The organism is Paenarthrobacter sp. NPDC091669, assembly GCF_044756725.1.
In the GTDB taxonomy this organism is placed as follows: Bacteria; Actinomycetota; Actinomycetes; order Actinomycetales; family Micrococcaceae; genus Arthrobacter; species Arthrobacter bambusae_C.
The window spans coordinates 506,936-531,467 of the sequence record NZ_JBIVTK010000002.1 but is presented as its reverse complement, the minus strand read 5'-3'; the positions used below and the strand labels follow the sequence as shown (position 1 = coordinate 531,467).

The following is a 24,532-nucleotide window of genomic DNA, read 5'->3' as shown; positions in this document are numbered from 1 at the left end:
GCTATCCAGCGATCAAACGTTCGACGCCGGTCAGGCCACCGCGGGCGGCAGCAGGAGCGACCCACCCGGGATGGCGTCCAGGAGTGCCTGGGTGTAAGCCTCACGGGGGTTGTCGAAGACGTCGTCAGTGCTGCCCGTTTCCACAAGCTGGCCCTTTTCCATGACGCAGACGTGGTCCGCGATCTGGCGGACCACGGCGAGGTCGTGGGTGATGAACAGGTAGGTCAGGCCAAGGTTGTCCTGGAGGTCTGCCAGCAGGTTCAGGACCTGTGCCTGCACCAGGACATCAAGGGCCGAGACCGCTTCGTCGCAAATGATGACTTCTGGATCCAACGCCAGAGCACGCGCAATGGCGATACGCTGCCGCTGACCGCCCGAGAGCTCATTGGGATACCTCTGCATCATGGACTGGGGCAAAGCCACCTGGTCCAACAACTCGCGGACCTTCTTCTCGCGGCTGGCCGCATTCCCGATCTTGTGAACACGCAGCGGCTCTTCGATGGTCCTGAAGATGTTGTACATCGGGTCCAAAGAACCGTACGGATCCTGGAAGATGGGCTGCACGCGGCGACGGAACTTGAAGAGCTCCTTGCCCTTCAACCCCGCGGTATCCACGCCGTCGAAGATGATCTGGCCCTCAGTGGGCTTCTCGAGCTGGAGAACCATCTTGGCAACAGTGGACTTGCCCGAGCCGGACTCGCCCACGATCGCGGTCGTGGTCCCGCGCTTGACGCTGAAGCTGACATCGTCAACAGCAGCGAAATCGGACGTCTGCCCCAGTCCCTGACGCAATTTGTAGATCTTGCGCAGGTTCTTGATCTGGAGGACCTCGTCCTGGACCCGGCTTTGTGCGGCAGCCACGGGCGCCAGGAGATCGCCGGCCTCCACACCCTGCTCCTTGGCCACCTGGATACGACGCGACGCCAGGGAAGGCGCCGATTCAACCAGGCGACGGGTGTAGGGGTGCTGGGGGTTGCGGAGAAGTTCCAGCGAAGGTCCGGCCTCCACGACGTTGCCCTGGTACATGACGATCACTTTGTCAGCGCGTTCAGCGGCAAGGCCGAGGTCGTGCGTGATCAGCAACACCGAGGTGCCGAGTTCAGTGGTCATGGTGTCCAAATGGTCCAGGATCCTGCGCTGCACCGTGACATCCAATGCCGACGTGGGTTCATCGGCAATGAGGAGCTTGGGTTGGCAGCTCAGGCCGATGGCGATCAGCGCGCGCTGGCGCATGCCACCGGAGAACTCATGCGGGTACTGCTTGGCACGTCGTGCGGCGTCAGGGAGTCCGGCTTCCGCAAGGACGCGGGCAACATCCTCCGGACCGTCCGGACGACCGTTGGCCTTCAGCGTTTCCCGCACCTGGTAACCGATCTTCCAAACCGGGTTCAGGTTGGACATGGGGTCCTGGGGAACCATGCCGATGTGGCTGCCGCGGAGCTCGATCATGCGCTTTTCCGACGCGTGGGCGATGTCTTCGCCGTCGAGCAGGATCTGACCTGCGGAGACTCGTCCGTTGTTGGGCAAGAGGCCGATGGCGGCCAGCGCCGTCGTCGACTTTCCGGAGCCCGACTCCCCCACAATGGCGACCGTTTCGCCCGGCATGATGGTCAAATGGGCGTTCTTGACCGCTTTGACCTCGCCGGAACCGGTCTTGAAGGTGATGGCCAGGTCCTTGATCTCCAGGATGGGCCGTACTGGTGCCGTGGCTTCATCAATTCTGATGTTCGCAGAAGTCATGTTCGCCTCCTTAGCGCTGACGGCTCTTGGGATCAAGAGCATCGCGGACGGCGTCGCCAAGCATGATGAAGCTCAGGACGGTGATGGACAGGGCGGCTGCCGGGTAGAGCAGGATTCCCGGGTTGGTGCGGATGGAGGCGTTGGCTGCGGAAATGTCGTTACCCCACGACATCACGCTGCCGGGCAACCCGACACCCAGGAAGGACAACGTGGCTTCCAGGACGATGAAAACGCCCAATTCCAAGGTCGCCAGCACAATCACGGGGGCCAAGGCATTCGGAAGCGCATGCTTAACCAGGGCACCGAACTTGGACACGCCCAGTGACCGGGCCGCCGTAACGAAGTCCGCGTTACGGACCTCAATGACGGCACCTCTGGTGATACGCGCCATTTGTGGCCAGGCAAGCAGGGATATCGTCAGGACCACTGTCCAGACGCTCCTGTTCTCACGGAACAACGGCAGCTGCGTGATGACCAGGGCGCCCAGGATGATCGGCAACGCGAAGAAGATATCGCCAAGTCGCGCAAGGACGGAGTCCAGCCAGCCACCGTAGTAACCGGCCAGCGCACCGAGGGTGACGCCGATGATGACAACGGCAAGTACGGACAGGACACCCACAGACAGGGAAGCCTGCGTACCGTGAATCACGCGGGAATAGACGTCACAACCCTGCAGGGTGAACCCCAAAGGGTGGCCGGCAGTGGGTGCGCCCTCGGAGTTGGCCAACTGGCAGTCATTGTTGGGTTCGACGCTGGTGAACAGCCCCGGGAACACGGCAACGATCACAAGGAGCAGGATCAACAGGGAGGAGACGATGAACATGGGGCGACGGCGAAGCTTGCGCCACGCATCCGCCCAAAGGCTCAGCGGCGCCTGATCTGTCTTGACAGCGTCAGTGGCCAGAAGCGGTGTCTCCTCGACGGGAGCCACAAAGTGTTCATTTTTACTGGTCATAGCGGATCCTCGGGTCAAGCCAGGCGTACAGGAGGTCAACCAAGAGGTTGGTGATAACAAAAACCAGGACCAGGACACTCACAATGGCAACGATGGTGGGGCCTTCGCTGCGCTGGATGGCCTGGAAGAGTTTGTTACCCACTCCGGGGACGTTGAAGATACCTTCGGTAACGATGGCGCCGCCCATGAGCCCACCAAGGTTGGCGCCCAAGTAGGTCACCACCGGGATCAACGAGTTCCTGAGGATGTGGGCCATCACGACGCGTGGCCGTGACAGGCCCTTGGCTGTCGCGGTGCGCACATAGTCCGCGTTCATGTTCTCACTGACGGATGCGCGGGTCAGCCGGAGGACATAGGCGAAGGACACCAGGCCCAGGACCACGGCAGGAAGGATCAGGTTGCCCCAGTCGGCGTTGGCGCCCACCGTGGGTTTGGCCCAGCCCAGCTGGACACCGAACACCAGCTGGAAGACGAAGCCCAAAACGAAGGTGGGAACAGCGATCACCAAGAGCGAAACGACCAGAACAGTGGAGTCGAAGAGCTTGCCCTTCTTTAGGCCGGCGAAGACACCGAACGCGATGCCGAACACGGCCTGGATGATGAGGGCCTCAATGGCGAGCATTGCCGTGACAGGGAAGGCCCTGGCCAGTGAGTCAGCGATGGGCTGCTGGGTGAAGTCAACGCCAAGGTTGAAAGTAAACAGGTTTTTGATGAAGAGCCCGTATTGAACCCAGAATGGCTGGTCCAGGTTGTACTGGGCCCGCAGGGCGTCGATGACGCTCTGCGGCGGCTGGCGATCCCCGAAGAGGGCAGCAATCGGGTCGCCGGGTAGTGCGAAGACCATGTAATAGACGAGGAGTGTGGTCCCCAGGAATACCGGGATGACCTGGAGGAGTCTACGGAAAATGAAGCGAACCACGGGTCACCCCTCTCCGGTGGTGGGGCATTGGTGTGTCATGTGTGCCTTCCTGCCAAGCAAGCAAGGGGGGCCCGGCACTTTGGCCGGACCCCCTTTGCCCTAAGGCAAGTTCAGATCCTGGAGACTACTTGGCCTCGATGTCGAAGTAGCGGACGCCGCCGTTCCAGCCGGTTTCGGCTGATACAACGTTGTTGCTCCATACGATCGGGGTCGCCCGGTACCACAGGGGCAAGCCCGGGAGTTCCTTGAACAGGATCTCCTGTGCCTGGTTGAACTTCTTGTTGGCGTCTTCCGGAGTCTTGGCTGCAAGGCCTTCCTTGAGGAGCTTGTCGAACTCGGCGTTCGAGTACTTCTCATAGTTGGACGAGGCGTTGGTTGCCCATACCGGTCCAAGGAAGTTGTAGAGCGACGGGTAGTCACCCTGCCAGCCGGCGCGGGTCAGGCCCGGGAGGGACTGGGACTTGCGGAGGTCCAGAACTTCAGCGAACTTCGCGAACGGCTGGATTTCAGCCTCGATGCCGAGGTTGTTCTTGAAACCGTTGGCAACGGCGTCGATCCATTCCTTGTTGCCACCATCGGTGTTGGAGGCGATCAGAAGCGGCTTGGAACCGTCGTACGGCTTGATCTTCTCGGCGTCGGCCCAGAGATCCTTGGCCTTCTGGGCGTCGAACTTCAGGACGTCGCTGCCGGGGATTGCGTCGTTGTAGCCGTCGAGCACGGGAGCCGTGAACTCGGTGGCCGGGGTACGCGTGCCGTTGAAGATGACCTTGGTGATCTCTTCGCGGTTGATGGCGTGGGACAGTGCCTGGCGACGCAGGATACCGGCTTCACCCTGGAAGTTCGGGTTGTAGCCCGGGATGTTCAGGGTGGCGTTGTTGGCGTTCGGGCGCGTGGAGTTACGGTCCGGGAAGTCCGTGGTGTAGGTCTTCAACGCGTTCGACGGAACAACGTCCGTGATGTCGAGGTTGTCGGCCTGGAGATCCGTGTATGCGGGGCCCGGATCGGTGTAGAACTTGAAGGTCACGCCACCGTTCTTGGCAGCACGCGGGCCGGTGTAGTCAGCGTTCTTGACCAGGGAGATGGACTGGTCGTGTACCCAGGCACCTTCCTTCTCGAACTTGTACGGGCCGTTGCCGATGGGGTTCTCGCCGAACTTCTTCGGGTCCTTCAGAGCCTCGGACGGCAGCGGGTAGAAGGCGGAGTAACCAAGGCGCAGCGACCAGTCAGCCTCGGGCTGGCCGAGCTTGACCGTGATGGTCTGGTCGTCAGTGGCAGCCAGGCCGGACATGGTCTGGGCCGTAGGTGCCGGTGTGGAGGTCTTCTTGCCGTCGGCGCCGGTGGTCTCGGTGACTGCACTGACGTCGGCGTAGCCCTCAATGGACTCAAAGAAGAAGCCGTTGTTCTGGAGGTTGGTGCTCAGCGCGGCGAAGTTCCAGGAATCAACGAACGTCTTGGCCGTGATGGCCTCACCGTTGGTGAACTTGGCGCCGGACTTGACCTTGATGGTCCAGTTCTGCGAGTCGGTTGTCTCAATCGACTCCGCCAGGGCGTTGACGGGCTTGCCGTCCGAGTCGTAGGCGCGAAGGCCTTCGAACAGCAGCTCGACGACGCGGCCACCGTACACCTCGTTGGTGTTGGCCGGAAGCAGCGGGTTCTGCGGTTCGTTGCTGTATGCGGAAATGACCTTGTTTGGGTCAGCTGCGGCAGAGCTGTTTGTGCTGGTGCCGCCACCGCCGCCGCAACCGGTCACTGCGAGGGCGATGATCGCCGCTACGCCTAGAGCTTTGGAAGTGCGCGAGAAACGCATTCCGCCTCCTATGAGTCGTGGAGTTGAGCAGGAGAAATTCGTGATTTCCCCCAGGCACAGGCACAGTTTCCTACTGTGACGTTGCCTACATGTGTGTGTAAGCCTACCCACATTGCGTCCGGATGTTGGGACATGGTGGCCAAACTGTAACCGTTCCGCAACCTGCACATGCCTAAATTGGCGGGAATTTCAAGTCAAACCCTACTGGGTGGTAGCATTCGCTGTCTGACAGCAGGACAGGACGATTTTTGGGCAAAAAAGGACCCCGGTTCTGTAGAACCAGGGTCCTTTGAGATATCGCGTGGCTTACGTTGCGAATGCCGTGTCAGTTGTACTGTTCCGGATCCGGTCAGATGAGCCGGTACTCCCGAACCGACTGAACCCCGCTCCTGAAGAACGTGCGGCTATACCAGCCGATATCGAAGCCATAGGTCGCGCCAATAGTGAAACTCGACGCCACCTCGTCCCGGTTCTCGAAAGTAACGCCGCGCGATACTCCAAGCGTCCCGCAGTTGGACGTCTTTACCAGCACGGAGGCCGTCGAGGCTCCCCCTCTGGTCCCGCCCGAGCTCGTTACCGGCTCTGCGGCCACAACCTCGCACTCCAATGTCTGGACATCCTTCGAGTCCAACCAAGGACCAAGAAGAATGAAGATCAGGAGTGCGGGCATGAGAAGGGCGAGCCCAAGCCCAACCCGGTTCATCCATGACGGCTTTCTGAGCGGCTGAGGCCTCATGGGACCCGGAGGCTGTGCAGGGGCCAACCCCAGTCCGCGGAGACGGGAATTCAGCCTAAGAGCGGCCGCCTCCTGCTTTTGAAGCGAGTACGCGGACCGGCACTCGGTGGTGGTCCAACCCGCTGTCCGGTAAGCAGCCCACTGCCGACGGGCAGGCCTCCCCAGGACAAAGGCAATCAAGGCAACCACGAAGGCAACGATCTGGCTAAGGCTTCCGACCATGAGGCCGAACATGCCAATGTTGGCCACCATCTCCGCATCCGTATGCAGTTTGTAGCCGGTGCTGTCCAGGTACCCGAAGAACATTCCCATAGCAATGCCTGGCATGCTTATGCGCAGGGAATACCGCCACAAATATGACCAGAACCACCAATGCGCTGGAGGCAATGTAGTCACCGCTGGCAGGGGAGTGCCTATCGCGGAGCTCCCACGGAAGGCCCAGCCAGCTACTTCTTCTGTGCCTGAAGAGTGCTGGCGGCGGCCACCCGTGGATCGGGGATTCATGTCGCGGCTCATGACCTTAGACGTTGAAGCGGAACGTACCTTATATACCTGTCCAGTGCTGTGCAACACGGCAAAGCTTGTAAACACGCGGTTCTGGCGTCGATGGATTTTGTCCGAGTGGACCTGCTCGCGGACATCTTGCGGACTTTTTGCGGACTGGCTGCGAGACTTGGCGCCATGCCAGGACGTAATGACTGCTGCTCATGCCACGCCACTAAGCTCGCTTTCACATATCCGGAGGCGGCTAACGCTGTGGGTGTGTCGGTCCGCACTCTTCAGCGGCTTGTGGAGCGCGGTGAGCTCGCCGTGAAGTACATCGGGAGCAAACCCGTCATCCTGGCCGCCGAGCTGGATGCCTGGCTGAACTCGCTGCCCTCTGACGTGCGCCCATGACAGGTCGCGTTTGAAACGCGAGGTCATGCGAATGGATCCTTGTCCGTTTCGTCTGCGGTCCACCACTCGTCCTTCTTGGCCCGCTTTGCCCGGACCCAGGCAATGATGTTGGCGACGTCGTCGGCATGCAGCATTATGCGGTTCTTGCTGAGTCGTGTGCAGTGTCCAGACTCGCGGCAGTAGCGGCGTAGCTCAGTCTTTGTCATGCCCAACTCGGGTGCTACCTCTTCAGGGGTACGGAAGGTGGCGCCGGGGCTCATGCGCGGCCGGCCGGTGGTTCGGCGGGCAACTCATCCAACCACTTGGCCAGGTCTTCCACACGGATAACTCCCTTGGAGTTCGCGTAGCGCGCCACGAGGTTGCCCTGAGCCACCTGATACTTGAGCGTGCGGACGCTGTACCCGCTGGCTTCCGCGGCTTCCTCGAACGTCAGGGCCAGTTTCGGGACAGGCATCCTACGCCTCTGCCGTGGAATGTTCTCGGCTGGACCGGGCGCTATCCCTGATGGCCTGCTCGGCTGTTTCCGCACTCTCTACTAGCACTTGGGTCATGTCTTTCAATTCCTCCAGGCATTTCCGCTTCTTGGCGGCGTTTCCTGACTGCCAGGCTGGAACCACATTCAGTGCCTTGGCGTAGGCATCCGAGATCAGCATCCGGACGTTAACGCCAAGATAGACCTCCCGCCGTTGGGCCGTTAGCTCATCGGCCGCCAGGAGCTCTATCGCGCTTGGCCATGCTTCCACGGCCGCCGCAATCTTAGAGGCACCAGGGCTTGCGAGTCTCAGCCTCACCGTCGAGGCGAGTAGCGTAATCATTAACTCCCGGGGCTTTGAATGATCGTTCGCCCTTATTTCTTCATAAGCTCTGCCCATGGCGGATATGAAGCCAGCGATTGCTTCGATTTCGCGGGACTCTCGGGTTTGCCGGCGCTGCATGGCGCCGGTTAGGAGAACAACAACCAGGGCCACAAGGGCTCCGACGAAGGCCCCCAGTGCGCCGTTCCAGAAGGCCACCCATGTACCGCATGTGACGCCCAATGCATCCCCACAAATAATGTTCACTTGGGGATCATACGTGTAGCCAGCGGTGGTCACTGAGGGCGTGCCGGGATGGGTTCACTTCGGATGGCCTCATCGGGTGGCCTAATAATGTCGGGGGCTTGCGGCAAAATGGGGAGGTGCATATTTTCATCGATGACTCGGGCGACGGTGGCTTCAAGTTCGAGTCAGGTTCCAGCAGCCATCTCGTCATGGCAGCCTGCGTCTTCAAGGACCCATCAGAGATCCTTCGCCTCAAGCAGTGCATGGAATCCTGCGCACAGCACAACGGCCTGAAGACCGAGTTCAAGTATGCCAAGACCAAGGAGCGCGTGAAGGATTGCTTCTTCAATTGCACTGCCGACATCCGCTACAACATCCGGACCATAGTCATGGACAAGTCCCAGATCTACAGCGGGCATCTCCGGAACAACCCCGCTGCCCTGAAGAGCTTTGCAATCCGCCAGTTGCTCAGCCATGGGTTTGGGACCATTCACGGCGCCAAGGTAGTCATCGACGGCCAGGACACCAAGGCCTTTGGGATCACTGACCATGCATATTTGATGGCGATGGCCAACCGTGCCAGTCCAGGCACCATCGCAAAAGTTGAGTGGGCTGATTCAAAACAGAACGTTGGCATTCAGCTTGCTGACATGGTTGCTGGTGCAATTCAGCGTGGGGAACGAACCCACAAGAAAGCTGATCCGAAGCACCTTCGTCTGATCAGGCCGCGGTCATACCAGCCGCATGGGTCGTACTGGAATTTTCGCTGACAAAGACCCAAGAAAAGGGCGACCCACCGACCTATCTTCAGGAAGAAGCACGCGCACCATACGGAGACTATTCAGTCGGCGGGTCTCTGTGCACTAATCATTGCACGCGCTTTACCCACATTTCAACCGGACTTATCCACAGGTTGTAACCACCTTATCCACAGTGCCGTGTCCGTATTTGCCCGGATATGCTCGTCGCATGACTACACAAGAAGAGATCCCGGACCAGTGCCCCAAATGCGGTGGCGACGTCCGCATGCGCCCGCAGATTGAGCCGGTTCTGGGAAGCCGGGGGAAAGAGTGGCGATGCGCGAAGGCCTGTGTGAGCTGGACTGTTCGCTGACCCGCCGTCTAAGTGCCGGTACAGTAACCGGGTGAACAAGCCAGAACAGCAAGAACCACCGTCCGTCGCGAAAGCCCTTCAGCACACCGCTGCCATCGCCCTGGCAGGGCTCGTCACTGGCTTTATGGCGTTTCTACCCAACGGATACTGGTCACCTTCGTGGGGGAACTTTTTCGGCGCCCTCCTTGTGGCACTCGGAGGCCTGCTGGCGACCCTGCATTATCTCAAGGTAGCTAGGAGTTGGACAGGGCCAGGATCTTGGGCTTGCATCGTCGTGGGGGGCTTCGTCATTGCGGGTGCCTCGCTCCAGTCAACCCTTTGGCCCAGCTAGAAACCAAAAAAGCCGCGCAGGGGGCGGTGCCGTCGCTGGACGCCGCCCCCGATTGCGCCCTAGACGTCTTCCCCCCGGATAAAGGCACTGAGGTTTTTGTCAGTGAGCGTCGGGGAGATGCGGCCCGGTGAGTCGTCCACGATGGCAAACGGAATCCCTGGGCCGATCAGGAGACTGACGTTGGCGTTGCTGGCTGTGTACTCGAACCAGTCATACTTGCCCTCTTCTGCCAACCTGGCGATGGTTTCTTTCGTTTCGGCGTAGTCGGTGAAGTCGGGGCAATCGATCGTTGCTCCGTTGTACATGATCTTGACCATTCTGCATGTGTCCTTTCGTTGAATGTATCTGCGGGTACGTTCATTCAAGCCGGTTACGCCAGGGAGCGCTTAACTGTGCCGTCCGTGTCTATGAACAGGTTTGCGGGGGCGCTTGTTGTGGGAAGCGATGCGAGCCGTAGCGCGGCCGCCCTGACCTTTCCTTGGAAGTAGGCGCCGCCGGTGAACTGGGCCCAATAGTCCGCGTTCTCAGGAGTCAGGACTATCTCGGATGCGCCATTCTGTATTGCCGCGCTACCCGTGCCGTTGTCTGGTGTGATTTGCAGGTCAGGGCCGAACTGGATGTTCCCTCCCGGATGGATCTCGGTGTCCCCGGCCTTGATACGCCCACCCGTGGTAACCGTCAGGTCGCTCCTGAGCGTTGTAGCGCCTTGCACGTCCAATGTCCCCGTGGTCTTCATGGGTCCGTTGACATCGAAGTCGCCCGTCACCGTTGTGTCCCCTGCAATGTCCGTCGTGCCGTTGAGGTGGGTTGGCCCTGCAACTGTGAAGTCACCCGTCACGGTGGTATCGCCGGCTATGGACGTGACGCCGGTGATCTCGGTAGGCCCGTTGAGGTTCACATCTCCTGACGCGGTGAAGGAACCCGACATGTCGATGTCACCCGAAGCAACGAGGGTGCCTGAGATGGTCGCGGTTCCTGTGACGTCAAGGCCGCCGTTCTCTACGATGATGGACCCTCCGCCCGCCAATCTGAGGTTGCCGCGGGTGATGGACATGTTGTGCTGGTTCGATGCGAACTCCAGGGCTCGCAGGCGCCGAAGAATATCCGGCAGTGAGCTTCCGTTGAGGTCGTCAATCTGTCCCATGGTTTCGTTCCTCTGCTTGTTGGAAGGAATCGCAATCACTCTGCTTCGAAGAGCAGGAACACGCGGCACGGAGCCGCATTGCGAAGGTCTGGTTAGTGGTGGTTGTAACGGATATCCCTGCGGGTGCCCCGCTGTGGCCGTTTCCTTATGTCTGGAATGTCTGGCTAATCCAGGGCTTTTCCGGGCTTCTGAAGGCGGAAATCTGGCGGCTCCGGCCGTACCCCTGAAACGTGGGGAACCGTACAAGGAGAAAGTTACAGCGCCTCTACGGCAGAAGAGCGGGCCCGGGGGGAGGGGTCCCCCGCCACCCGGGCAATTGCTCAGCGCCGGCGGGCGGTTGTTCCTAGTTCCTTTGCCACTTCCGCGTGGACCTTGTCTTGTGCCGTTTCGAATGCGTCGAGCTGTGCACTGTTGGGGGCGCCGCGGTGTTTGGCGTCGGCCTCGGCTGGGGTGTGGATCTTTGGCCGGGCAAGAACTACGGCGCGTGCCCGCGAGAGCATCATTGCCATGCCCGCTGCGGTTGCGGGGTTCTGATTGATGGAGATCTGGTGAGAGTCTTCGTACATGAGTTCGTTCAGGGAGTACTCATTGATGTTGCGGCGGCCGTCGTTCTTGAGCGCTCCGTAGGAGTACCACTCTGCTATGAGGCTGGCGATTGCATCCAGGGTGTTCAGGTCCCGCTCAAGCTGCACCCATGCTTCACCTACTCCGGCGCGTGTGGCTTCTGCGATGTCCTTGGTGGCGGCGGGGATACTTTCTGCGGACTCTTGGATCCGGTTGGCCGTGTTGGTGAGGACTGTTTGCAGAGCCTCTACGGTGTCGTCCGAGCGGTTGCGGAAGACGCGGAAGGCGTGGACGTGGTTGATTCTGACGGCTTCGGCGAAGGTGTCTAGAGCGTCTTCCAGGTAGTCGTCAGTGTTTGCGAGCGCTGTTGTGGTTACAAGGGCTGCTGCTGCCTCGTAGCTGCAAGGCTCGGCGGCGAGTGTCTGGGCTGCCGCAGCTTCGTCCAGTCCGTTGGCTTCCTTGTACCGGCGTGCGTACTGCTCGAGTGTTGCCGCCTTTGCCATGTAGCCATCAACGGGTGACAGGTGGCCGAGCTCCACGCCCATGGCTGTCATCGTCTTCATCCAGTTCTGGACTTCGTCGGCACGGATGTCAGCGTTGATGGTGGCTGCTTTGGTGGAGATGCTGCGGGTGAGGTTGGTGAACATGGTTTTAGTCCTCCTGGACTTTGAGGCGTGCGGGCTTCTTGATGATCGGTGTGCTGTTGGCGGGGAGGTTGAGGGCTTCGCTGACAATGTCGTCTGCGGTCTGTTCGACCCCGTTTAGGGTGTCTTCTGCGTCGTCGTTGATCTGCTCGTAGAACTCGTCGTCGTGTCTCATCGGCGTTCGCTTTCGAAGATGGGTCGGCGTTTCAGGTTGCCCAGGATGTGGTCGGTGCAGATGCCTTGGTCAACGAGCCGTATTGCCAGCGAGAGGGGGCTTTCTTGCTGGTTTGCTAGCTCTTGTGCCAGTCGGTCACGGCGCTTGCGTTTCTGTTGGCCCTTATCGTGCTTCTGCGGCATTGCCGGTCTTCTTTCGTGAGTCGGTGGTGGTGATCCAGTAGCCGGTTGTTCGCTGAGTCGGGCTGAGGGTTGTGCCGCATCCTGGTGCGCGTCGGGTTCTTCCTTGCCGGGCGAATGAGGATGCGGGGTGTTTGTGTTTGGCCCCGCAGTAGGGGCATCGCACGGTGATGTTGTTCGCGTCGCAGTGGATGACGGGCGCCTCGGGGGCTTCGGTTGGCATGTTGGTCATTCGCTTTCGGTCGTGGGGTTGTTTGCGTCAACGAGGTCGTGGAGTTTGTCGGCGAGGCGTCGTGCTTCGTCGTAGGTGAGGTGAGCGGCGAGGTTGCGGCCCCAGAGGGAGATGCCGGGGGTTTCGTTGCCGGCTTTGTCTTTCCAGGCGTATTTGCGAGCCCGGATGTGCGGGCGGTTGTCGCTCATGAGACTTTCCGTCCTGTGATGTCTGGGAAGAGCCGTTCCAGGTCCGCGAGTTGCTTGGAGCGTTGATCCTCGATTGCAGACCTTCCAATCAATTCGCGCTGTTCTTTCGTGCGCGCAGTGGTGAGGTGCTTTTGATTGGTGATTTGTACTCCTCCATGTTTTTCCTCTGGTATTCCTCCCAGTGGTTCCTCAGTACTCATAGGCATGTACGTTTCGTTCAGGCTCTTCCGAACGTTTTGTTCAGGCACCTGCCTGAATGTTTCGTTCACCTCCGCCTGAACATTCCATTCAGGCACCTGCCTGAATGTTTCGTTCAGGCTGTCCTCTGATTCGCGAGGGTTCCGGAGAGTATCGCGAGGGATTTGGGACCATGAAACGCCACGTCCTCCACCGCCTATACCGCTGTCGGCCGGGAGGAACGTGAACGCCGGGTCTAGGGAGATGGCGTATTCCGCCCTAACCTTCATCCGTGCCTGACCGCTGGAAACAATCGCGCCAGCCTCCCGAAGCGCTGCGAAGACCTGCATGGTTGCCCTTTCAGCACTGGCACGTTTTCCCTGACAATCAAGCCCAAGAGCGGCGGCCACCGCTTCCCAGCCTCCGAAGAACACTGGCGGGTTGTCAGCGTCAAGGGAGATGAGAGCCATGTACGTCAGGGCGCGAGCTTCCCGGTGGCTGAGATGCCGCCAGTTGGTGAATACTTTGGCGACGTTCGAGGCTCCCATTCGTTGGCTTCCCGTTTCCTCTCCTGGCCTTAGTCCCTGGCTGCGGCCGCGAGGGCGGCAACCAGGTCCAGGGCGTCTTGGGCCGATAGCTGGGCATAATTCGGCGGGGTGTGGTCTGCCAGCCAGACGTCGACTGATCGGGTGTCCGTGGCTGCGTTCCAGACGGGTGTGATGATCCACCGTTCATGCATGACCTCTGGTCCGAGCCATCGAACGTCAGAATGACGATCCGGCGTGAACCCTGCAGGCGGCATCGGCGGCGGACCCAGTTCCTCCAGAAGTTCCTGGAAGAGGTCCGAAAGGGTCTTCCCTTCGACCTCGGCAATTTCTCCAAGCTCTCGCACTGTGGCTGGCCAGTTGGTATGGTGTGGCAAGAGAATCTCCTAGCTAGCTGTTGGTTGATTCATCGGCCGTGACGGACTTTGGCGAGGCGTCACGGCCTTTCTCTGTTTTCAGGCTGATCTTGCAAGCCTTTGCTGGGGTCAGCGTCGGCACTGGCGGCCCTTCACATGAGCACTCGCCGAGCCATTCGCAGTTGCAGCCACTCATTCGGCGGCCTCCGCGTCAGCGCTGTTGTAATAAGGATTCTTGGCCGCGACTGCATCGTCATTCAGCGGACCATCGTGGCTGGTTCCGTTCCAGTAGCCCGAAGCCCAAGCGGCAGCGAGATCTGACTTCGTGTAGCACTCACTCATGCTGGTACCTGCTCATCAAATGCCGCGTTGACCCAGTCGATAACGTCCTGCTCTCGGTACATGAGCCGGCCGCCCAACTTGGCGTGACGAGGGCCCTTCCCGCTGTAGCGGAGCCACCGGACTTGGTCAGGAGTCTTCCTGAGCATCTCCGCGACTTCGTCCACTGTGAGCAATTTCATTGCTTTCACTTCTTCCACAGCTTCCTCCTAAACAATCCTGTAGGGGTTTACCTACATGAGTGACTTTAGGCGGACTGCTTGGAAAGTGCAACATTCCTGTGGGAGTATCTCTACATGGATGTATCTAGTAGAGCTAGCGAAGTGCCCAGTGTGTTTGGGGCAAATATGCGCCGATTCCGGGAATATCGGGGTTGGTCCCAATCTGAGGTCGCCCGCCTGATGCAGGAGGCCGGGTGGCCGAAATACAGCCAAGTGGCTGTTTCCCGCACCGAAGAGGGCACCAGGACGGTACGGCTGGATGAGGCTATTGCCATTGCAAGCCTGTTTGATCGGCGCGTGGACGATCTGCTGGACCCCCAGGCAGTTTCCGACGCTTGGGCGCGTCTCCGGATCCTAATGGATGACCATTCCAATAACGTCACGGATCTGCGAAAAGCAGTGACAAATTTTGAGGGCACACTTCGAGCCCTGCAAGTCCTCGAAGCAGAACTTACAGTTTCCATCGCGATGGCCGGCGGCAAGGCACACGTGAGCGAAACGATGGAAAAGACACTTTCGAACGCGAGTCTCATCCAGACGGTTTCTGCTCATGACGTTGTCGATCAGGTGCATGGCGAGTTGAGCGAGGAATCCCATGGCGAGTATCAAGAAGAGGTCTGACGGAGCATGGCGGGCAAGGTACCGCGATGATGCTGGCAAGGAGCACGCCAAGCATTTCCAACGAAAGATTGATGCCCAGCGCTGGCTCGACGGCGTTACAACAGCGGTCGTTTCAGGATCCTATGTGGATCCAAAGTCTGGCCGGGTCACACTCGCCTCATTCTTTGCCGACTGGTCAACGAGGCAGCTGTGGGCCGCTGGCACCGCGAAGGCTATGAGTCTGGCGGTTCGTTCATGCACATTCGCCGATGTAGAGTTCCGAAATCTGAAGCGTTCACACGTTGAGGCGTGGGTGAAGAAGATGACCGTAGATGGCTTGGCGCCGGGGACGGTAAAGACGCGGTTCAACAATGTGCGGTCAGTGCTGCGGGGCGCCCGCAATGACAGGATGCTGGCTACCGATCCAGCCGACGGTGTCACACTCCCCCGGGCGCGCAAAGCAGAGCACGCCATGAGCATCCCTTCTCCGGGCGACGTCGGGAGGCTGCTAGAGGCCGCGGAGCCCTGGTTCCAGTCGTTCGTAGCAATGTGTGGCTTCGCGGGCCTCCGCCTCGGCGAAGCAGCGGCGGTACAGCTAACAGACATCGACTTCTTGCGACGGACGCTGAAGGTTGAACGACAGATCCAGCGCGCCGGCGGAGGCGAGGTTCTCATTACTCCCCCAAAATACGGATCCGAACGCCTGGTACACATTCCCGATGGGCTGGTCCAGATGCTTGCCCGCCATGTAGAGCAGATCGGCGTGCATAGCCCTCAGCAATGGCTGTTCCTTGGTGACGGAGGCCTCCCGCCCCATCAGAACACGGTGGGCTATTGGTGGCGCAAAACAGTAAAGGCCGCAGGCCTTGAAGCTGTGAAGCTCCATGACCTGCGGCACTTTTACGCGTCAGGGTTGATTGCTGCTGGCTGCGATGTCGTTACGGTTCAGCGGGCCTTGGGTCATTCAAAGGCAACCACGACGCTGAACACTTACGCCCACCTCTGGCCGACCGCTGAGGACCGCACCAGGACCGCTGCCGGCGCCATGATGGATGACGCTCTCGGCATTTCTGCGGACTCCCTGCGGACTCAACAAGCTTGAACCCAGCAAACAGGCGGGAAAACGGCTCAAATCACACGTTGAAGCGGAACTCCACCACGTCGCCGTCGGCCATCACATACTCTTTGCCTTCGATCCGGACTTTGCCGCGGGACTTTGCCTCGGCCATGGAACCGGCATCGATGAGGTCGTCGAAGGAGACAACCTCGGCCTTGATGAAGCCACGCTGGAAGTCGGAGTGGATCACGCCGGCTGCCTGCGGCGCCGTATCACCCTGACGGATGGTCCACGCACGGGTTTCCTTGGGACCGGCCGTAAGGTAGGTCTGCAAGCCGAGAGTGTGGAACCCAACGCGGGCCAACTGGTCCAGGCCGGATTCGGACTGGCCGTTCATTTCCAGCATTTCGCGGGCCTCTTCCTCGTCCAGTTCCACGAGGTCTGATTCCAGCTTGGCGTCAAGGAAAATTGCATCAGCAGGGGCAACCAGGGCACGAAGCTCGTCCTGCTTGGCAGGATCACCGAGGATGCCTTCATCCGCGTTGAAGACGTAGATGAACGGCTTGGCGGTGAGAAGGCCCAGCTCCTTGAGGTGCCCCATCTCCAGCTTGTCGCTCTTGATCGAGGAGAAGATGGTGTCGCCGCGTTCCAGCACAGCCTGGGCCGCCTTGATGGCTGCAAGCTCGGCAGCTTCGCGCTTCTTGATCTTGACTTCTTTTTCGATGCGCGGAATGGCGTTCTCGATGGTCTGGAGATCTGCCAGGATCAGCTCCGTGTTGATGGTCTCCATGTCGGAGCCCGGATCAACCTTGCCATCAACGTGGATGACATCGGGGTCATCGAACACGCGGACAACCTGGGCAATGGCTTCGGCCTCGCGGATATTTGCCAGGAACTTGTTACCCAGGCCTTCGCCCTCGGAGGCACCCTTCACGATGCCGGCGATGTCCACGAAGGACACCGGGGCGGGCAGCAACTTCTGGGACCCGAAGATCTCAGCCAGCTTTGCCAGACGGGGATCCGGAAGGTTCACGACTCCGACGTTGGGTTCGATCGTCGCGAACGGATAGTTCGCTGCGAGCACCTGGTTGCGGGTCAGTGCGTTGAAAAGAGTTGATTTGCCGACGTTGGGCAGTCCGACGATGCCAATAGTAAGAGCCACGAGCATTGATTCTACCCGTTGGAACGTTGTCCTTGCGTGTTGCTGCCCGCGATGCGCGCTCACCGCAGTGGCCTCGCTAAAACTGTCGTACCCCTGTGACAGGGTTGCTGCATGGATGGATTTGGATTGGTTTTGGCCCTGCTCATGCTGTTGATCGGCGCTGCCATAGGCCTGGCAGCGGGCTACGTTGTCTTTCGACGCCGGGGCGCAGGCTTGGAGGAAGACTTCGACGCCGTTTCGGCGCGCCTCTCGGAGGTGACCGCGCAGCTGGCAGCAGCCGATGCCGAGCGGCGGCTTCTGTTCACGCAGAACCGCGAGTTGTCGGCTTCAAGGAACTCGGACGGCAGTGTTCTACGGGCGTTGGGTCCGGTTGCGGAGAAGCTGACAGCAGTGCAGCAACAAGTCTCGCTGCTGGAACGTGACCGGGTGGAGCAATACGGCCAACTTGCCCAACAACTGCAGGATGCCCGGTTGTCCGACGAGCAGCTCCTGCGGTCAACACACGCCTTGGCCTCGGCCCTGCGCTCCAACAGTGCACGCGGGCAGTGGGGCGAAGTACAGCTCCGCAGGGTCGTGGAGGCTTCAGGGATGCTCAGGCATGTGGACTTCCATGAGCAGGTGCATTCAGGCCGGACCGAGAACACGCTTCGGCCGGACCTCGTAGTCCAATTGCCGGGTGGCAAGCAATTGGTGGTGGATGCCAAGGTCCCGCTCGCCTCCTACCTCGCAGCGCAGGAACAACTGCACGGAGACGGTGCTTTTGGAGAGTCGGTAGCACCCGCCACCAACCATGATTCAAAGACGTTGCTGGCCCAGCACGCCAAAGCGTTGAAAGCCCACATTGATGCTTTGGCGGGCAAGAAGTACTGGGACATTCCCGGGAACTCCCCCGAGCTGGTGATCTGTTTCCTCCCTGCTGAGTCCATCCTGGCGTCAGCTCTCGAGGCAGATCCCGCGCTGTTGGAATACGCCCTGTCCCGCAATGTGGTGCTGGCGTCGCCGGGCACCCTGCTGGCAGTCCTGAAGTCGGTGGCCTTCACCTGGCGCCAGGATGTCCTCACGGACAGCGCCCACGAGCTGTTCGAGCTGGCCAAGCAGCTTTACGAGCGTATGGGCACACTCGGGGAGAACGTTGGCAAGCTGGGCAGCTCCCTGAAGACGTCCGTGGACCGCTACAACGCGATGGTAGGCACTCTGGAAGCCCGGGTCCTGCCGACCGCCCGCAAGCTCAACACCATGGACGATGCCGGCCTTGCCGCGCCGATGTCCGTTGAGGCAGTCCCCCGTGCTTTGGCAGCCCCTGAGCTTCTGGCTGAGGAGGCCGAAGAGTCCGCGGCATAACGAACTGGCCCGCAGCACCGCCTTCCCTGTGGAAGGCGATGCTGCGGGCCGGTTTCTTTGAGTTCCTGCTGTGGAGCGGAGGGTTAGGACGTGGTCCGGTTTCCGCGGCCACCGAGGGCACGCGTGACGTCGCCTGCCTTCTTCAACGTGGCCCGCAGCTCCTTGGGAAGTGAGAAGAGGAGGTCTTCCTCTGCCGTCACGATTTCCTGCACTTCGCCGTAGCCATAGTCAGCCAGCAGCCGCAGGACGTCCTTGACGAGTACTTCCGGTACAGAGGCACCCGAGGTCACACCGACCGTTGCGACGCCCTCGAACCAGGATTCGTCCACTTCGTTGGCGAAGTCCACGCGGTATGAGCTCTTGGCGCCGTACTCCAGGGCAACCTCAACCAGGCGCACGGAGTTGGACGAATTGGCTGAGCCCACCACGATCACGAGGTCAGCCTGGGGAGCAATCTTCTTGATGGCCACCTGGCGGTTGGTGGTGGCGTAGCAAATGTCATCGCTGGGCGGGTCTTGGAGGGTCGGGAACCGGTCCTTGAGGAGACGGACCGTCTCCATGGTTTCGTCCACGCTTAGTGTCGTTTGGGACAGCCAGATCGTCTTCTCGGGGTCGCGCACGGTGACCTTGTCCACCTCGTGCGGGCCGTTGATGATCTGGATGTGATCCGGTGCCTCACCGGCGGTTCCTTCGACTTCCTCGTGGCCTTCGTGACCGATCAGGAGGATGTCGTAGTCATCCTTGGCGAAGCGCACAGCTTCCTTGTGAACTTTGGTGACCAGCGGGCAGGTGGCGTCGATGGTACGGAGGCCGCGGTCTTCAGCGGACTGGACAACGGCCGGGGATACACCGTGGGCGGAGAAAATGACCAAGGCACCCTCAGGGACCTCATCTGTTTCCTCGACGAAAATGGCTCCTTGTTCCTCCAGGGAGCTGACCACGTGGACGTTGTGGACGATCTGTTTCCGCACGTAGACCGGAGGACCGTAGTGCTCCAGGGCTTTTTCTACAGCAATGACCGCCCTGTCCACTCCGGCGCAATAGCCGCGCGGCGCCGCCAGCAGAACCTTCTTGGGACCCGTGACGGGTGCCGCTGCCTGTACCTCTTCCGGAGATCGCCGTCTGCGCGGCACCGTGGGCATAGGAATGGAAACTGCTGTGCTGGTCATGCCTCCATGCTACCGGCCCGGCCTTTAGCTTCGGGCCGAACGTGACCCTCGTCGCCCTGAGACCGTTGCCGCTATGACGCCCACCACCAGGACAGCCCCGGACACCACGGCTGCGATCCACACCCACTGGCCAAAACCGTTGCGGGCCGTGGTGAGGAACTCGTTCTTGAACAGTTCTGCCACGCCGTTGGCGCTGGCAAGACTCCCGATCATTCCACCAGCGAGATCTGCCCCGGCCGTCCAGAGGGCTGCCAGCGCCAATCCCCCGAGGCCGAGGAAAACCAGGGCCAGTGACCGTCGTCGTGCTGCCGCCAAGGCCAGAAGTGCCGACACGAGCGCACCGGCAGCGGCGATCCACCACAACGGCGCAAAGGCTGCCACGCGTTCTACGAGTTGCCGGTGGGAAGGCTCTCCCAGGGAGACAAGGCTCTCCGCAGGGACATCGAGCCTGATCCGCGTCGCCTCGGCAAAATGATCGCGGATCAGCCGCACAAGTGGCCCTATATCCAAGACCAGTGCCGTGGACGCCGCCGACTCCTCCGCCGGAGTGGCCGTCCCGAAGTTCAGCCTGTGGCTGTTCCGTACGGTTTCCTCCCAGGCTTGCGGATAGTCACTCCACGACTGCATTCCCGTGGCCGCGTTCCGGAGCGCGTCGGCCGCCAAGGACTGGACAGGGCCGGGCAGATCCACGGAGGACTCAAAGGTTCCCGCTGCGGCCGCAGCCAAGCGGCTCTGGAATTCGGGATCGCTACCCAACGAGCCCGCGATCCGGACGAAACCCTCTTCCTTAACGATGTTCTGGTCCACCCAGGCCGCGGGGACAGCGACGCCTGCCAGCAAAACGGCGAGGATCACTCCCAGTGCTGAAACGAAAGTACGCAAGGTCATCCTCAGGGTCGTCGGCTGTGCCACCATCCTAGGACTGTCCACATGATAGGAAAAATGTCCGGGCGGGCTGGGAAGCTATGGATAGAGTTGGAAAGCGGCCGGCAACCACAGCCGCATCCCGGAGCGAGGACACATCATGCAGCAAGAGACACGGAGACCGGAACAGGTACGGACTGCCCATGTCCGCTGAAGCGACTCCGGAATCCACTTTGCCCGGGACAGCGGCCGAAACAAGCCCGGATAACCCCTGGCCGCTGCAACTTTTGTCCCGCAAGCTCAAAGCGCACATCGAGCGGGCACCCGCTGCGTGGATTGAGGGGCAGGTCATTGAGTTGAACCGCCGGGGTGGCAACGCATTTCTGACCCTGCGTGATGTTGACGCCGAAATTTCCCTGCCCGCATCGGTGTGGTCCACAGTTCTGGACCGCCAGAAGATCCCGCTCGAACGCGGTTCCCGCGTTGTTGCCTTGGTCAAAGCGGACTTCTGGGTCAAAACAGGACGGTTGAACATGTCCGTCAAGGACATCCGTCCTGTGGGCCTGGGCGACTTGCTGGCCAGGATCGAGAGGCTTCGGCAGGCCTTGGCAGCCGAAGGCTTGTTCGCCGACTCCCGGAAACGCAAGCTGCCGCTGCTCCCCCACCGCATCGGACTCATCACCGGCCGGGACTCGGACGCTAAAAAGGACGTCCTGCGCAATGCTGCGCTGCGGTGGCCGGCGGTTGAGTTCGACGTCCGCGAAGTCGCTGTCCAAGGCAACACCGCCGTCTCGCAGATCATCGCAGCATTGAAGAAGCTCGATGCCGACCCCCAAGTAGATGTCATTGTCCTGGCACGCGGCGGTGGTGCGTTGGAAGACCTCCTCCCGTTCAGCAACGAGGACCTCATTAGGGCCGTATCAGCGGCCACCACTCCGGTTGTCAGTGCGATCGGGCATGAGGCCGACCGACCCATCCTTGACGACGTGGCGGACCTTCGCGCGTCAACGCCCACCGACGCCGCCAAGCGGATTGTTCCTGACGTTGCGGAGGAACTGGCCATGGTCCGTCAGGCCAGGGACCACCTCCGCCGAAGCATCGGCAGGATGGTTGACCGGGAGACGGACCGTCTCCATGCCTTAAGGTCACGGCCGGTCCTGGCGACGCCGGCTTCCATGGTGGACGCCCGGGCGGATGACATCCACCGCCTGCAACGGCGCTCCCATTCGGCAGTCAACACGGCCGTCGTCCGGGCCTTGGACCAGGTCCACCACTTGCGCGCACAGGTCAGGGCCCTGTCTCCGCAAAAAACACTGGACCGTGGCTACGCCGTAGTCCAGATTGTTGGCGAGGACCAGGCCGGGCACACTGTGGTGAGCAGCCCGGAGGAAGCCCCGGACGGAACCGCACTGGCGATTCGAGTAGCCGAAGGTCGCTTCAGGGCAATTTCCACAGGCCAAGGACACATCGTGGACCGTTGATGAATCGGTCACCAACGTCATTACTGAACACAAAGGACATCATGACCGAGAACAACTCATCCGCATCTTCACCGGAATCCCTCGACTCCTTGAGTTACGAGGAAGCCCGTGAGCAACTCATGGGCGTCGTTAGCCGCTTGGAGGCAGGGGGTGCCAGCCTGGAAGAATCCCTGGCCCTCTGGGAGCGGGGCGAAGCACTGGCCAAACGTTGCGAGGACTGGCTGGAGGGCGCCCGCAAACGCCTGGCCACAGCCCGGGACGCAAGCAACGACACCGGTACTGCCCCCCAGTAACGCCCAAGCAGCACCGTACCGAGCAGCCCCCGGAGCGGATTCCTAGGAAGCCACCACCAGAGCGCGTTCCGCAGCGACGTCGAAGTCGGCCTTGGGCCAGTCCAACTGGAGGCTTTGAAGGGCATCCAGCAGCAGCTGTTGCACGGCGATGCGCGCATACCACTTCTTGTTGGCCGGAACCACGTGCCAAGGTGCTGTATCTGTTGACGTTTTCTCGAAAGCAACACCGTAGGCGTCCATGTAGTCGTCCCAAAACGCACGTTCGGCAAGGTCCCCGCTGCTGTACTTCCAGTGTTTGCTGGGGTCGTCCAAGCGGGCGACAAGCCGTTCCTTCTGTTCGTCCTTGCTGATGTTGAGCATGACTTTGACGATGGTGGTGCCCTGGTCTGCCAGGCGGGCTTCGAAGTCGTTGATGGCTGCGTAACGGCGTTCCAACTCCGAGGCGTCCGCCCAACCATGCACACGATGGATCAGGACGTCCTCGTAGTGTGAGCGGTCAAAAACCCCCACCATTCCGGCAGCGGGAGATTGTTTCTCGATCCGCCAGAGGAAGTCGTGCGACTTTTCCTCATCCGTGGGGGCCTTGAAAGCATGCAGTTGAACACCTTGAGGGTCCATGGCGCCCACCACATGGCTGACAATGCCGCCCTTACCGGCAGTGTCCATCGCCTGCAGGATCAGCAGGAGCCTCTTCGGGCTGCCGAACCGGCCTTGGGCGAAGAGCTTCTCCTGCAGTTCTGCCATCCGTGCGTCCTGAGCCTCCAGCAACGCCTTGCCGTCAGCTTTCGCGCCCGGGTACCCGGGGGTTGAATCCGGGTCCACGCTGGCCAGCCTGAACCCGGACCCGACCCTCAGTACCTCAGCGGGACTCTGGGCGAATTCAACTGCAACAGCCATCGGGTGTGCCTTTCCGCAGGGCCGCACCCTCGTGGCACGGCCATGGACCTCAGGCTAGTTGCCCGGGTACCTCGACAGGAAGTCCGCCATGCGGCCAATGGCCTCTTCAATGTCTTTGACGTTGGGCAGGGTAACCATGCGGAAGTGGTCCGGGCGCACCCAGTTGAAGGCCCGGCCATGGGAAACCAGGATTTTCTGTTCCTTCAACAAATCGAGGACAAACTTTTCGTCGTCACGGATGTGATAAACCTCAGGGTCCAGCTTGGGGAACAGATACAGCGCTCCCCTGGCTTGTTGGGTGCTGACTCCGGGAATGGCGTTCAACAGGTCGTATGCCTTGTTGCGCTGCTCCAGGAGCCTGCCGCCGGGCAGGATGAGGTCGTTGATGCTCTGGTACCCACCGAGGGCAGTCTGGATGGCATGCTGTGCCGGAACGTTGGCGCACAAACGCATATTGGCCAGCAGGTTGATGCCTTCAAGGTAGTCGGCGGCATCCTTCTTGGGCCCCGAGATGGCCATCCAGCCCGCGCGGTAACCACAGACGCGGTAAGCCTTGGACAAGCCGCTGAACGTCAGGCACAGGACGTCGTCGCCGGTGAGCCCGGCGAGGTTGATGTGGACGGCGTCCTCGTAGAGGATTTTCTCGTAGATCTCGTCGGCAAAGAGCACCAAGCCGTGCTTTTCAGCGAGGGCCACGATCTTCTTGAGAGTCTCCTCGGGGTAAACAGCACCGGTGGGGTTGTTGGGATTGATCACCACAATGCCCTTGGTGCGCGGAGTGATCTTGGCTTCCATGTCCTCAAGATCGGGCTGCCAGCCAGAGTCTTCATCACACAGGTAGTGCACCGGGCGGCCGCCGGCCAGGGCAACCGAAGCCGTCCACAGTGGATAGTCCGGGGTGGGGATCAGGACCTCATCGCCGTCTTCCAGGAGGGCCATAAGGGACATGGTGATGAGCTCGCTGACACCGTTTCCGAGGTAGATGTCATCGACGTGGATGTTTTGGATACCACGGGTCTGGTAGTACTGCGATACAGCGGTCCGGGCCGAAAAAATACCGCGGGAATCGCTGTAGCCCTGCGCGTTGGGCAGGTGGCGGATCATGTCCACCAAAATGGCGTCGGGCGCTTCAAAACCGAAGGGGGCCGGGTTTCCGATATTCAGTTTGAGGATCCTGTGACCCTCTGCCTCCATCTGCTGGGCGGCCTGAAGAATCGGCCCACGGATGTCGTAAAGGACATTATGAAGCTTGGTGGACTGCTTGAATTTCGCCATCCCTCAAATATGCCACACAGGTGATGGACTTCAGCTGAGACTTAACTCACAGAAACGACGACGGCGGTGACGGTCCCCCGCGGGTCCGTCA

Annotated in this window: 29 protein-coding genes; 7 read left to right on the top strand and 22 right to left on the bottom strand. The window is 60.5% G+C overall.

Going from position 1 to position 24,532, the window contains the following annotated elements; translation table 11 throughout:
• Window positions 1-30 precede the first annotated feature (30 nt).
• From ACIQLI_RS05465 to ACIQLI_RS05445, 5 genes are all read right to left on the bottom strand, one after another.
• The gene (locus tag ACIQLI_RS05465; RefSeq protein ID WP_354230696.1) at window positions 31-1,740 is read right to left on the bottom strand and encodes an ABC transporter ATP-binding protein; all 1,710 of its coding nucleotides are present in this window, start codon (window positions 1,738-1,740) and stop codon (window positions 31-33) included.
• A gap of 10 nt (window positions 1,741-1,750) precedes the next feature.
• Window positions 1,751-2,695 (bottom strand): ABC transporter permease, encoded by a 945-nt coding sequence (locus tag ACIQLI_RS05460; protein WP_400385783.1) that lies wholly within the window; start codon window positions 2,693-2,695, stop codon window positions 1,751-1,753.
• On the bottom strand, window positions 2,685-3,614 hold the full coding sequence (locus ACIQLI_RS05455) for an ABC transporter permease (RefSeq protein ID WP_026539948.1): 930 nt from the start codon (window positions 3,612-3,614) through the stop codon (window positions 2,685-2,687). The genes ACIQLI_RS05460 and ACIQLI_RS05455 overlap by 11 nt, the downstream gene beginning before the upstream one ends.
• Before the next feature lie 124 nt (window positions 3,615-3,738).
• A complete protein-coding gene (locus ACIQLI_RS05450; protein WP_400385780.1) occupies window positions 3,739-5,421 on the bottom strand; it encodes an ABC transporter substrate-binding protein in 1,683 nt (560 codons plus the stop codon).
• A 349-nt stretch (window positions 5,422-5,770) separates the two neighbouring features.
• Complete coding sequence (locus ACIQLI_RS05445) at window positions 5,771-6,484, bottom strand: hypothetical protein (protein ID WP_400385777.1); 714 nt, start codon at window positions 6,482-6,484, stop codon at window positions 5,771-5,773.
• Window positions 6,485-6,763: 279 nt separating this feature from the next.
• Here ACIQLI_RS05445 and ACIQLI_RS05440 point away from each other — a divergent pair, with 279 nt between their 5' ends.
• Entirely contained in the window at window positions 6,764-7,054 is a 291-nt protein-coding gene (locus ACIQLI_RS05440; RefSeq protein ID WP_400385774.1) for a helix-turn-helix domain-containing protein, read from the top strand.
• Window positions 7,055-7,077: 23 nt separating this feature from the next.
• Here ACIQLI_RS05440 and ACIQLI_RS05435 read toward each other — a convergent pair whose 3' ends face one another.
• The 3 genes from ACIQLI_RS05435 to ACIQLI_RS05425 are packed head-to-tail and all read right to left on the bottom strand — an operon-like array spanning window position 7,078 to window position 8,067.
• On the bottom strand, window positions 7,078-7,260 hold the full coding sequence (locus ACIQLI_RS05435) for a hypothetical protein (RefSeq protein ID WP_400385771.1): 183 nt from the start codon (window positions 7,258-7,260) through the stop codon (window positions 7,078-7,080).
• Window positions 7,261-7,310: 50 nt separating this feature from the next.
• Window positions 7,311-7,508, bottom strand: coding sequence for a hypothetical protein (locus ACIQLI_RS05430; RefSeq protein WP_400385768.1), 198 nt, complete (start codon window positions 7,506-7,508; stop codon window positions 7,311-7,313).
• Between the two features lies 1 nt (window position 7,509).
• The gene (locus ACIQLI_RS05425) at window positions 7,510-8,067 is read right to left on the bottom strand and encodes a hypothetical protein (protein WP_400385765.1); all 558 of its coding nucleotides are present in this window, start codon (window positions 8,065-8,067) and stop codon (window positions 7,510-7,512) included.
• 164 nt (window positions 8,068-8,231) lie between these two features.
• Here ACIQLI_RS05425 and ACIQLI_RS05420 point away from each other — a divergent pair, with 164 nt between their 5' ends.
• Entirely contained in the window at window positions 8,232-8,864 is a 633-nt protein-coding gene (locus tag ACIQLI_RS05420; protein WP_400385763.1) for a DUF3800 domain-containing protein, read from the top strand.
• 733 nt (window positions 8,865-9,597) lie between these two features.
• Here ACIQLI_RS05420 and ACIQLI_RS05415 read toward each other — a convergent pair.
• The 9 genes from ACIQLI_RS05415 to ACIQLI_RS05375 all read right to left on the bottom strand — a co-directional run bounded on the left by ACIQLI_RS05415 (window position 9,598) and on the right by ACIQLI_RS05375 (window position 14,263).
• On the bottom strand, window positions 9,598-9,855 hold the full coding sequence (locus tag ACIQLI_RS05415; protein ID WP_400385760.1) for a hypothetical protein: 258 nt from the start codon (window positions 9,853-9,855) through the stop codon (window positions 9,598-9,600).
• A gap of 53 nt (window positions 9,856-9,908) precedes the next feature.
• Window positions 9,909-10,682 carry a hypothetical protein gene (locus tag ACIQLI_RS05410; RefSeq protein ID WP_400385757.1) on the bottom strand — a complete coding sequence of 258 codons (774 nt, stop codon included), beginning with the start codon at window positions 10,680-10,682 and terminating at the stop codon, window positions 9,909-9,911.
• Window positions 10,683-11,002: 320 nt separating this feature from the next.
• Window positions 11,003-11,893, bottom strand: a complete 891-nt coding sequence (locus ACIQLI_RS05405; RefSeq protein WP_400385754.1) for a hypothetical protein — start codon at window positions 11,891-11,893, stop codon at window positions 11,003-11,005.
• 4 nt (window positions 11,894-11,897) lie between these two features.
• A complete protein-coding gene (locus ACIQLI_RS05400; protein WP_400385752.1) occupies window positions 11,898-12,065 on the bottom strand; it encodes a hypothetical protein in 168 nt (55 codons plus the stop codon).
• A 407-nt stretch (window positions 12,066-12,472) separates the two neighbouring features.
• Window positions 12,473-12,664: a hypothetical protein gene (locus ACIQLI_RS05395; RefSeq protein WP_400385748.1), complete on the bottom strand. Its 192-nt coding sequence runs from the start codon at window positions 12,662-12,664 to the stop codon at window positions 12,473-12,475.
• Complete coding sequence (locus ACIQLI_RS05390) at window positions 12,661-13,389, bottom strand: hypothetical protein (protein ID WP_400385746.1); 729 nt, start codon at window positions 13,387-13,389, stop codon at window positions 12,661-12,663. The genes ACIQLI_RS05395 and ACIQLI_RS05390 overlap by 4 nt, the downstream gene beginning before the upstream one ends.
• A gap of 29 nt (window positions 13,390-13,418) precedes the next feature.
• Window positions 13,419-13,763 (bottom strand): hypothetical protein, encoded by a 345-nt coding sequence (locus tag ACIQLI_RS05385; protein WP_400385743.1) that lies wholly within the window; start codon window positions 13,761-13,763, stop codon window positions 13,419-13,421.
• A gap of 171 nt (window positions 13,764-13,934) precedes the next feature.
• The gene (locus ACIQLI_RS05380; RefSeq protein ID WP_400385741.1) at window positions 13,935-14,084 is read right to left on the bottom strand and encodes a hypothetical protein; all 150 of its coding nucleotides are present in this window, start codon (window positions 14,082-14,084) and stop codon (window positions 13,935-13,937) included.
• Entirely contained in the window at window positions 14,081-14,263 is a 183-nt protein-coding gene (locus ACIQLI_RS05375) for a helix-turn-helix domain-containing protein (RefSeq protein ID WP_400385739.1), read from the bottom strand. Before ACIQLI_RS05375 ends, ACIQLI_RS05380 begins: the two co-directional genes overlap by 4 nt.
• 78 nt (window positions 14,264-14,341) lie before the next feature.
• On the opposite strand from ACIQLI_RS05375, the gene ACIQLI_RS05370 reads away from it, so the two are divergent.
• On the top strand, window positions 14,342-14,923 hold the full coding sequence (locus tag ACIQLI_RS05370; RefSeq protein ID WP_400385736.1) for a helix-turn-helix domain-containing protein: 582 nt from the start codon (window positions 14,342-14,344) through the stop codon (window positions 14,921-14,923).
• Between the two features lie 301 nt (window positions 14,924-15,224).
• Window positions 15,225-16,004, top strand: a complete 780-nt coding sequence (locus ACIQLI_RS05365) for a tyrosine-type recombinase/integrase (protein WP_400385827.1) — start codon at window positions 15,225-15,227, stop codon at window positions 16,002-16,004.
• Between the two features lie 31 nt (window positions 16,005-16,035).
• Here ACIQLI_RS05365 and ychF read toward each other — a convergent pair whose 3' ends face one another.
• Window positions 16,036-17,121, bottom strand: coding sequence for a redox-regulated ATPase YchF (gene ychF, locus ACIQLI_RS05360; RefSeq protein ID WP_089597521.1), 1,086 nt, complete (start codon window positions 17,119-17,121; stop codon window positions 16,036-16,038).
• A gap of 111 nt (window positions 17,122-17,232) precedes the next feature.
• On the opposite strand from ychF, the gene ACIQLI_RS05355 reads away from it, so the two are divergent.
• Entirely contained in the window at window positions 17,233-18,462 is a 1,230-nt protein-coding gene (locus tag ACIQLI_RS05355; RefSeq protein ID WP_400385733.1) for a DNA recombination protein RmuC, read from the top strand.
• 83 nt (window positions 18,463-18,545) lie between these two features.
• On the opposite strand, the gene ACIQLI_RS05350 is transcribed toward ACIQLI_RS05355, so the two are convergent.
• Both ACIQLI_RS05350 and ACIQLI_RS05345 read right to left on the bottom strand, forming a co-directional pair.
• Window positions 18,546-19,631, bottom strand: coding sequence for a 4-hydroxy-3-methylbut-2-enyl diphosphate reductase (locus ACIQLI_RS05350; RefSeq protein WP_311212832.1), 1,086 nt, complete (start codon window positions 19,629-19,631; stop codon window positions 18,546-18,548).
• 24 nt (window positions 19,632-19,655) lie between these two features.
• Complete coding sequence (locus ACIQLI_RS05345; RefSeq protein ID WP_400385824.1) at window positions 19,656-20,519, bottom strand: hypothetical protein; 864 nt, start codon at window positions 20,517-20,519, stop codon at window positions 19,656-19,658.
• 179 nt (window positions 20,520-20,698) lie between these two features.
• On the opposite strand from ACIQLI_RS05345, the gene xseA reads away from it, so the two are divergent.
• Window positions 20,699-21,976: an exodeoxyribonuclease VII large subunit gene (xseA, locus tag ACIQLI_RS05340; protein WP_400385730.1), complete on the top strand. Its 1,278-nt coding sequence runs from the start codon at window positions 20,699-20,701 to the stop codon at window positions 21,974-21,976.
• Between the two features lie 41 nt (window positions 21,977-22,017).
• A complete protein-coding gene (locus tag ACIQLI_RS05335; protein ID WP_400385727.1) occupies window positions 22,018-22,269 on the top strand; it encodes an exodeoxyribonuclease VII small subunit in 252 nt (83 codons plus the stop codon).
• A 42-nt stretch (window positions 22,270-22,311) separates the two neighbouring features.
• Here ACIQLI_RS05335 and ACIQLI_RS05330 read toward each other — a convergent pair whose 3' ends face one another.
• A complete protein-coding gene (locus ACIQLI_RS05330) occupies window positions 22,312-23,166 on the bottom strand; it encodes a polyphosphate kinase 2 family protein (RefSeq protein WP_400385724.1) in 855 nt (284 codons plus the stop codon).
• Window positions 23,167-23,220: 54 nt separating this feature from the next.
• On the bottom strand, window positions 23,221-24,441 hold the full coding sequence (locus ACIQLI_RS05325; RefSeq protein WP_026546228.1) for a pyridoxal phosphate-dependent aminotransferase: 1,221 nt from the start codon (window positions 24,439-24,441) through the stop codon (window positions 23,221-23,223).
• Window positions 24,442-24,532 lie beyond the last annotated feature (91 nt).

Coding starts and splice junctions, on each gene's coding strand:
- ACIQLI_RS05465 (WP_354230696.1), bottom strand. CDS start 1,740: ATGACTTCTGCGAACATCAGAATTGATGAAGCCACGGCACCAGTACGG.
- ACIQLI_RS05460 (WP_400385783.1), bottom strand. CDS start 2,695: ATGACCAGTAAAAATGAACACTTTGTGGCTCCCGTCGAGGAGACACCG.
- ACIQLI_RS05450 (WP_400385780.1), bottom strand. CDS start 5,421: ATGCGTTTCTCGCGCACTTCCAAAGCTCTAGGCGTAGCGGCGATCATC.
- ACIQLI_RS05445 (WP_400385777.1), bottom strand. CDS start 6,484: ATGCCAGGCATTGCTATGGGAATGTTCTTCGGGTACCTGGACAGCACC.
- ACIQLI_RS05440 (WP_400385774.1), top strand. CDS start 6,764: ATGGATTTTGTCCGAGTGGACCTGCTCGCGGACATCTTGCGGACTTTT.
- ACIQLI_RS05435 (WP_400385771.1), bottom strand. CDS start 7,260: ATGACAAAGACTGAGCTACGCCGCTACTGCCGCGAGTCTGGACACTGC.
- ACIQLI_RS05430 (WP_400385768.1), bottom strand. CDS start 7,508: ATGCCTGTCCCGAAACTGGCCCTGACGTTCGAGGAAGCCGCGGAAGCC.
- ACIQLI_RS05415 (WP_400385760.1), bottom strand. CDS start 9,855: ATGGTCAAGATCATGTACAACGGAGCAACGATCGATTGCCCCGACTTC.
- ACIQLI_RS05410 (WP_400385757.1), bottom strand. CDS start 10,682: ATGGGACAGATTGACGACCTCAACGGAAGCTCACTGCCGGATATTCTT.
- ACIQLI_RS05405 (WP_400385754.1), bottom strand. CDS start 11,893: ATGTTCACCAACCTCACCCGCAGCATCTCCACCAAAGCAGCCACCATC.
- ACIQLI_RS05400 (WP_400385752.1), bottom strand. CDS start 12,065: ATGAGACACGACGACGAGTTCTACGAGCAGATCAACGACGACGCAGAA.
- ACIQLI_RS05395 (WP_400385748.1), bottom strand. CDS start 12,664: ATGAGCGACAACCGCCCGCACATCCGGGCTCGCAAATACGCCTGGAAA.
- ACIQLI_RS05390 (WP_400385746.1), bottom strand. CDS start 13,389: ATGGGAGCCTCGAACGTCGCCAAAGTATTCACCAACTGGCGGCATCTC.
- ACIQLI_RS05380 (WP_400385741.1), bottom strand. CDS start 14,084: ATGAGTGAGTGCTACACGAAGTCAGATCTCGCTGCCGCTTGGGCTTCG.
- ACIQLI_RS05375 (WP_400385739.1), bottom strand. CDS start 14,263: ATGAAATTGCTCACAGTGGACGAAGTCGCGGAGATGCTCAGGAAGACT.
- ACIQLI_RS05365 (WP_400385827.1), top strand. CDS start 15,225: ATGACCGTAGATGGCTTGGCGCCGGGGACGGTAAAGACGCGGTTCAAC.
- ACIQLI_RS05355 (WP_400385733.1), top strand. CDS start 17,233: ATGGATGGATTTGGATTGGTTTTGGCCCTGCTCATGCTGTTGATCGGC.
- ACIQLI_RS05350 (WP_311212832.1), bottom strand. CDS start 19,631: ATGACCAGCACAGCAGTTTCCATTCCTATGCCCACGGTGCCGCGCAGA.
- ACIQLI_RS05345 (WP_400385824.1), bottom strand. CDS start 20,519: ATGACCTTGCGTACTTTCGTTTCAGCACTGGGAGTGATCCTCGCCGTT.
- xseA (WP_400385730.1), top strand. CDS start 20,699: ATGTCCGCTGAAGCGACTCCGGAATCCACTTTGCCCGGGACAGCGGCC.
- ACIQLI_RS05335 (WP_400385727.1), top strand. CDS start 22,018: ATGACCGAGAACAACTCATCCGCATCTTCACCGGAATCCCTCGACTCC.
- ACIQLI_RS05330 (WP_400385724.1), bottom strand. CDS start 23,166: ATGGCTGTTGCAGTTGAATTCGCCCAGAGTCCCGCTGAGGTACTGAGG.
- ACIQLI_RS05325 (WP_026546228.1), bottom strand. CDS start 24,441: ATGGCGAAATTCAAGCAGTCCACCAAGCTTCATAATGTCCTTTACGAC.